At 71.4% G+C, this 6,404-nt stretch carries 7 protein-coding genes; 2 read left to right on the top strand and 5 right to left on the bottom strand.

Features of this window, described 5'->3' with window-relative positions:
• Positions 1-99 precede the first annotated feature (99 nt).
• From bioD to bioB, 3 genes are read right to left on the bottom strand one after another with little or no spacing between them, the layout of a single operon-like run.
• Positions 100-816 carry a dethiobiotin synthase gene (gene bioD, locus ACWGJB_RS48005; protein WP_453386342.1) on the bottom strand — a complete coding sequence of 239 codons (717 nt, stop codon included), beginning with the start codon at positions 814-816 and terminating at the stop codon, positions 100-102.
• Positions 817-818: 2 nt separating this feature from the next.
• Positions 819-2,099: an adenosylmethionine--8-amino-7-oxononanoate transaminase gene (locus ACWGJB_RS48000; protein WP_453386341.1), complete on the bottom strand. Its 1,281-nt coding sequence runs from the start codon at positions 2,097-2,099 to the stop codon at positions 819-821.
• Positions 2,092-3,294 (bottom strand): biotin synthase BioB, encoded by a 1,203-nt coding sequence (bioB, locus tag ACWGJB_RS47995; protein ID WP_453386340.1) that lies wholly within the window; start codon positions 3,292-3,294, stop codon positions 2,092-2,094. Before bioB ends, ACWGJB_RS48000 begins: the two co-directional genes overlap by 8 nt.
• Before the next feature lie 147 nt (positions 3,295-3,441).
• On the opposite strand from bioB, the gene ACWGJB_RS47990 reads away from it, so the two are divergent.
• The gene (locus ACWGJB_RS47990) at positions 3,442-4,569 is read left to right on the top strand and encodes an 8-amino-7-oxononanoate synthase (protein ID WP_453386339.1); all 1,128 of its coding nucleotides are present in this window, start codon (positions 3,442-3,444) and stop codon (positions 4,567-4,569) included.
• A gap of 59 nt (positions 4,570-4,628) precedes the next feature.
• On the opposite strand, the gene ACWGJB_RS47985 is transcribed toward ACWGJB_RS47990, so the two are convergent.
• Together ACWGJB_RS47985 and ACWGJB_RS47980 are read right to left on the bottom strand one after the other, a co-directional pair.
• On the bottom strand, positions 4,629-4,856 hold the full coding sequence (locus tag ACWGJB_RS47985) for a DUF397 domain-containing protein (RefSeq protein ID WP_362561995.1): 228 nt from the start codon (positions 4,854-4,856) through the stop codon (positions 4,629-4,631).
• Positions 4,857-4,865: 9 nt separating this feature from the next.
• Positions 4,866-5,726 (bottom strand): helix-turn-helix domain-containing protein, encoded by an 861-nt coding sequence (locus tag ACWGJB_RS47980; protein WP_453386338.1) that lies wholly within the window; start codon positions 5,724-5,726, stop codon positions 4,866-4,868.
• 212 nt (positions 5,727-5,938) lie between these two features.
• Here ACWGJB_RS47980 and ACWGJB_RS47975 point away from each other — a divergent pair, with 212 nt between their 5' ends.
• Complete coding sequence (locus tag ACWGJB_RS47975; protein ID WP_453386337.1) at positions 5,939-6,397, top strand: ATP-binding protein; 459 nt, start codon at positions 5,939-5,941, stop codon at positions 6,395-6,397.
• The last annotated feature ends 7 nt before the right edge of the window (positions 6,398-6,404 follow it).

Below are 6,404 nucleotides of genomic sequence, written 5' to 3'. Positions count from 1 at the left end.
CCCCTAAAGGGGCGTTCCACACGCGCCCCGAAGGGGCGCGGGGAACTGCGCGACCAGCCCCCACGCAGCCGCATCCGACCGACGTGGCCTGCCCCGGCACTAAGGCGCTTCCCGCCCCCGGAACGCCTCCGCGTCCCAGCCTCCGTCCAGCCGCGCGGAGAGCCAACCCGGCGCCGCCGCACGGAAGTCGACGGGCGCCAGCGCCCCGGCCCCGGCGGGCAGCGCACCGAGCAGCGGCGCCCCGGCCACCTCCGGAAGATCGGCCACATTGCAACGCGACGCCAGATCCGGGGAGCCGGGCCAGCTGCCGATCACCACACCCAGCAACTCCAGCTCACGGGCCCGCAGTTCACGAGCCGTCAGCTCGGTGGTGTTGAGGGTGCCGAGTCCGGCCGACGCCACCAACAGCACCGGGGCGTTCAGCAGCCGGGCCGCGTCCGCCAGTGTGCCGCCCGCCGCGTCGAACCGTACGAGCAGCCCGCCCGCCCCCTCGACCAGCACCAGTTCGTGCTCGGTGGCCAGCTTGGCGGCGGCCTCCGCCACCTCGTGCGGACGCACGGGGGCCATCCCGGCCCGCCGGGCCGCCGTACCGGGCGCCAACGGCTCGGGGAACCGGGCGAGTTCGGCCGTCGTCACCGGGCCCGCGAGCCGCGCGACCTCGTCGGCGTCCCCGCGCTCGTCCGGTCGTACCCCGGTCTGCGCGGCCTTGAGGACCGCCACCGAGCGGCCCGCCGCGAGTGCCGCGGCGGCGACCGCGGCCGTGGTGACCGTCTTGCCGACCTCGGTGCCCGTCCCCGTGATGATCAGGATCGGCATGTTCATCCCTCCCGCGCGGCGGCACACACCGCGCGCGCGATCCGTGCCACGTCCGCGTCGCCCGTGACGTACGGGGGCATCGTGTAGACCAGGTCGCGGAACGGCCGCAGCCACACACCCTCGCGTACGGCGGCCGCGGTGGCGGTCTTCATGTCCACCTCGTGGTCGAGCTGTACGACCCCGATGGCTCCGAGCACCCGGACGTCCCGTACGCCGGGGATCTCCCGGGCCGGCGCCAGGCCGTCCCGCAGGCCCGTCTCGATCCGCTTGACCTCCGCCTGCCAGTCCTGGCCCAGCAGCAGCCCGAGCGAGGCACAGGCCACGGAGGCGGCCAGCGGATTGCCCATGAACGTCGGTCCGTGGGCCAGCACCGGCACCTCGCCCCGCGAGATGCCCTCGGCCACCCGGGGCGTGCACAGGGTCGCCGCCATCGTGAGATAGCCGCCGGTCAGCGCCTTGCCCACGCACATCACATCGGGGGTGACGGCCGCGTGGTCCGCGGCGAACAGCGCACCCGTACGGCCGAAGCCGGTCGCGATCTCGTCGAACACCAGCAGCACGTCGTGCGCGTCGCAGGCCTCGCGCAGCACCCGCAGATAGCCGGGGGAGTGGAACCGCATCCCGCCCGCGCCCTGCACCACCGGCTCCACGATCACCGCGGCCAGTTCGTGCGCGTGCCGCTCGATCAGCGACCGCAGCCGGTCGGCGTACGACTCCTCGTACTCGGCCGGCGGCGCGTCCGCGAAGACCTGGCGGGGCAGCACCCCGGACCACAGCTCGTGCATCCCGCCCTCGGGGTCGCACACCGACATCGGCTGCCAGGTGTCGCCGTGATAGCCGCCCCGCCAGGTCAGCAGGCGCTGTTTCGCGGGGCGGCCGAGGGAACGCCAGTACTGCAGGCACATCTTGACCGCGACCTCGACCGAGACCGAGCCGGAGTCGGCGAGGAAGACATGCTCGAGACCGGCGGGCGACATGTCGACAAGGAGCTTCGCCAGGCGTACCGCGGGCTCGTGGGTGAGCCCGCCGAACATCACATGGCTCATGCGGCCGAGCTGGTCGCGCGCGGCCTCGTTGAGCACCGGGTGGTTGTAGCCGTGGATCGCCGACCACCAGGACGACATCCCGTCGATCAGTTCGCCCGAGTCGTCCGCGAGCCGCAGCCGGACCCCGCTCGCCGACTCCACGACGAGCGGTTCGGCCCGGCCCGGCATCGGTCCGTACGGATGCCAGACGTGCCGCCGGTCCAGCTCCAGCAGCTCGGGGACGCTCAGGTCAGGCATTGGGCGCGAGATCCGTTCCGGCGCCCCGGCGGCGGACGGCGACCAGGTCGGTGCGTGGCTCGTTGGCCTGGGCAGCGGCCGTACCGCAGAGGTCCGCGCCGTCGTGCCCGCCGCAGCCCGATCCGCACCCGGCCTCGGCATGCGACCCGCACCCGGCCTCGGCATGCGACCCGCAGCCCCCGGCGACCTCCGCCCGGTGCTGCGGCAGGGTCACCTCGTCGGCGCCCTCGACCACGAACCCGGCGTCCGCGATCATCTGCAGGTCGGCCTGGCCGGCCTGGCCCTCGGTGGTGAGGTAGTCGCCGAGGAAGATCGAGTTGGCCAGGTGCAGCGCGAGCGGCTGCATGGTGCGCAGATGGACCTCGCGGCCGCCCGCGATACGGACCTCGACGTCCGGGCAGACGAACCGCACCATGGCCAGGATCCGCAGACAGCGCTGCGGGGTGAGGTTCCACTCCTTGGCCAGCGGGGTGCCCTCGACCGGGATCAGGAAGTTGACCGGCACCGAGTCCGGGTCCAGCTCGCGCAGCGAGAAGACCACGTCGACCAGGTCCTCGTCGGTCTCGCCCATACCGGCGATCAGACCGGAGCAGGCGGACAGGCCGGCCGCGTGCGCCTTGTTGACGGTGTCCACCCGATCGGCGTACGTGTGGGTGGTCGTGATGTCCCCGTACGTCCCCTCGGACGTGTTGAGGTTGTGGTTGTAGGCGTCCGCGCCCGCCTCGCGCAGCCGCTCGGCCTGGCCGTCGGAGAGCAGACCGAGGCAGGCGCACACCTCGACGCCCTCGTTCTGCTCCTTGATCGCCTTGATGGTGCCGGCCACCCGGTCGACGTCCCGGTCGGTCGGGCCGCGTCCGCTCGCCACCAGGCAGACCCGCTTGGCGCCCCCGGCCAGACCGGCGGCGGCCGCCTTCGAGGCCTCGTCGGGTTTCAGCCAGCTGTACTTGAGGATCCCGGTCGAGGAGCCGAGGCGCTGCGAGCAGTAGGAGCAGTCCTCAGGACACAGGCCCGACTTGAGGTTGACCAGGTAGTTGAGTTTCACGCGTCGGCCGAACCAGTGCCGGCGCACCTTGCCGGCCGCGGCCACCACATCGAGCACGTCGTCGTCGGAGGTCGCCAGCACGGCGAGCGCTTCCTCGCGGGTCGGCAGCTCGCGCCGAAGCCCCTTGTCCACCAGCGTGTTCAGCAGGTCCATGAGAGCCGATCCTGTACTACGAGGCTGCTCCGGGCCAAGGAGAGTTTGCACAACCCTGTCAGTTCGACGTGTGGGTATTGCCACACAGTGGGTGGCTGGTGGTCCCGCTAGGGTCTGTCCACTGCCTACAAATTCACCGGAGGAGCCATGGCGTTCGGCTGGATCGACGAACAGGCGGAACTCCGCCGCCGCGCCGGACTGGTACGGACCCTGCGCCCCCGCACTGCCGACTCCCCGCTGCTGGACCTGGCGAGCAACGACTACCTGGGCCTCGCCCACCACCCGGAGGTGGCCGAGGGCGCGGCCGGGGCGGCCCGGACCTGGGGCGGCGGCTCCACCGGCTCCCGGCTGGTCACCGGCACCACCGAACTCCACACCGAGCTGGAGCTCGAGCTGGCCGAATTCTGCGGGTTCGAGGCGGCCCTGGTCTTCTCCTCCGGCTACGCCGCCAACCTCGCCGCCGTCACCACTCTCGGCCCGCACGGCTCCCTGATCGTCTCCGACGCCCTCAACCACGCCTCGCTGATCGACGGCTGCCGGCTGGCCCGGGGCACCACCCAGGTCGTCGGACACGCCGACCCGGACGCCGTACGCAAGGCGCTCGGCACCCATGAGGGGCCCGCGGTCGTCGTCTCCGACACGGTGTTCTCGGTGGACGGCGACGCGGCACCGCTGGCCGCCCTGGCCGGGGCCTGCCGGGAGCGCGGCGCCGGGCTGCTCGTGGACGACGCCCACGGGCTCGGGGTGCTCGGGGACGGCGGGCGGGGCGCGCCCTACGCGGCCGGGCTCTCCGGCGCCGACGACGTGGTGGTCACGGTGACCCTGTCCAAGTCGCTGGGCAGCCAGGGCGGGGCCGTGCTCGGCCCGGCCCGGGTGATCGACCATCTGGTGAACGCGGCCCGGACCTTCATCTTCGACACCGGCCTGGCCCCGGCCGCGGCGGGGGCGGCCCTGGCGGCGCTACGGCTGCTGCGCCGCGAGCCCGAACGCGCGGAGCGGGCCCGTGAGGTCGCAGCGGAGCTGCACGCACGGCTGACCGCCGCAGGTCTGGAAGCGGTGCGTCCGGACGCCGCGGTGGTCTCCGTGCGGGCCCCGTCCCCGGAGGGGGCCGTGCGGTGGGCGGCCGACTGCCGTACGGCAGGCCTGGCCGTGGGCTGTTTCCGTCCGCCGTCCGTGCCGGACGGCGTCTCACGGCTCAGGCTCACCGCCCGTGCGGACCTCTCCGGGGCCGAGATCGAACGCGCTGTACAGGTGATCGGTGAGACACGACCATGAGTCGGCGTGACAGGGCCGGGTCTTGACCGAATGCGGATACGGAGTCGGTTACGGGCTGATCAGCCGGTGAGCGCCGACACGAAACCCGCCCAGCTCCCGGGGGAGAAGAGCAGCGCGGGTCCGGCCGGATCCTTGGAGTCGCGCACGGCGAGCAGTCCGGTCAGCCGACCGGAGCGCGGCCGCGCCGTCTCCACACAGTTGTTCGCTCCGGTGCTGTAGCTGCTGCGCAGCCACCTCAGTCCGTGCAGATCAGCACTTGAAGGTACGTTCCGAGGCAGTGCAGTCATGGTGCCTCCTTACGCGCCGTCACCTATCCCGGCGATGTAATCCAACGAGTCCTCGGGCGAAAGGGCGTGGATCTGAAGGGTGTTGAAGGCCTCCGTGTAGGCCTGGAGGTCTTCTTTCCGTTCGAGGTAGAGGCTACTCGTCAACTGGTCGAGAACAACCACGTCCAGATCAGAAGTGCTCGGAAATGAGAAGATTACGAAAGGCCCGGTGATGCCGATATGCGCTCCGGCCGAGAACGGCAGCACCTGGAGCCGTACCTGGGGCAGCCGGGCCGACTCCACCAGCCGCTCCAGCTGTCTGGCCATCACGCCCGGGCCGCCGACCTCCCGGCGCAGCACCGCCTCGTCCAGCACCGCGCTCAGCTCCAGCGGCGGACGGTTGCGCAGTACGTCCTGCCTGGCCATACGTACCTGTACAAGAGCGTCCAGCGCCTCGTCGTCGAGCCCGTCGGCGGCCGCCCGGGTCACCGCACGCGCGTACTCGGGGGTCTGCAGCAGCCCCGGTACGACCGAGGTCTCCAGCGTGCGCATCGCACTGGCCTGCGACTCCAGGCTGATGAAATCCCGGTAGGTGGGCGGCAGCACCCCACGATAGGCGTGCCACCAGTGGTGCCGCCCGGCGGTGTCCTCCGACCCCGCCAACACCAGCAGCAACTCGCGCAGTTGCCCCTCGACCACACCGTAGGCGTCGAGAAGTAACCGCACATCGGCCGGTTTCACACCGCTGGCGCCGGTCTCGATCCGGCTCACTTTCGACTGGTGCCAGCCCACCAGACGGGCGGCTTCACCGCTCGTGAGGCCGGCGCCGGTGCGCAGTGTGCGCAGTTCGGCGCCCAGTTTCCGGCGGCGTACCGCGGGACCGTTCTGCATGGGCTACTCCTTACTCCTTCCGACCCGCCCAAATACGCTCTGGGGTCGCAGAGTTCACCGCATCGAGCGACAGATATATGCATATCTTGGTGGATCGCTCCCCTGACCGTCCTGGTAATGGCAGTCTGACGAAGAAGCACCAGTCCGGGACCGTACTCGAACCATCCGCACCGTGTCGGACTCCGGTCCCGTGGGAAAGGGACGACGTCGCCATGGCAGACCACCTGGAAGCATCCGTCACTCTGCCGAGCGATCCCGCCTCGGTCTACGCGGCCCGCTCCTACGTGCTGAGCACCCTCGCGGAATGGGGGCTGCCACCGGAGACGGAGACCGCGGACACCATCCGTCTCATCGTCTCCGAACTCGCCACCAACGCGGTGCAGCACACCTTCGGGCAGTCACCCACCTTCACGGTGGCCCTCGTCCTGGTCCGTGACGAACAGCTGCGCATCGGCGTCACGGACAGCCATCCGCGGTTCCCCAAGAGACTCCCAGCCGCGGTGCAGCAGGACAACGGGCGCGGCATGGTCATCATCCGCTGGCTCACCGCGGAGTGCGGCGGCAAGCTCCGGGTGCGCCCCACCCGGGAGGGCGGCAAGACCGTCTTCATCGAACTGCCCTGGGCAGTCCCGGCCGGCACGGTCACCGCCGCCGGCCAGCAGGAACCGTAGCCCCGAG

The sequence above is a fragment of the Streptomyces sp. NPDC054813 genome (genome assembly GCF_053611365.1).
The sequence above is the reverse complement of the archived record's forward strand: the minus strand, read 5'-3'. Positions and strand labels throughout refer to the sequence as shown.

Coding starts and splice junctions, on each gene's coding strand:
- bioD (WP_453386342.1), bottom strand. CDS start 816: ATGCCGATCCTGATCATCACGGGGACGGGCACCGAGGTCGGCAAGACG.
- ACWGJB_RS48000 (WP_453386341.1), bottom strand. CDS start 2,099: ATGCCTGACCTGAGCGTCCCCGAGCTGCTGGAGCTGGACCGGCGGCAC.
- bioB (WP_453386340.1), bottom strand. CDS start 3,294: ATGGACCTGCTGAACACGCTGGTGGACAAGGGGCTTCGGCGCGAGCTG.
- ACWGJB_RS47990 (WP_453386339.1), top strand. CDS start 3,442: ATGGCGTTCGGCTGGATCGACGAACAGGCGGAACTCCGCCGCCGCGCC.
- ACWGJB_RS47985 (WP_362561995.1), bottom strand. CDS start 4,856: ATGACTGCACTGCCTCGGAACGTACCTTCAAGTGCTGATCTGCACGGA.
- ACWGJB_RS47980 (WP_453386338.1), bottom strand. CDS start 5,726: ATGCAGAACGGTCCCGCGGTACGCCGCCGGAAACTGGGCGCCGAACTG.
- ACWGJB_RS47975 (WP_453386337.1), top strand. CDS start 5,939: ATGGCAGACCACCTGGAAGCATCCGTCACTCTGCCGAGCGATCCCGCC.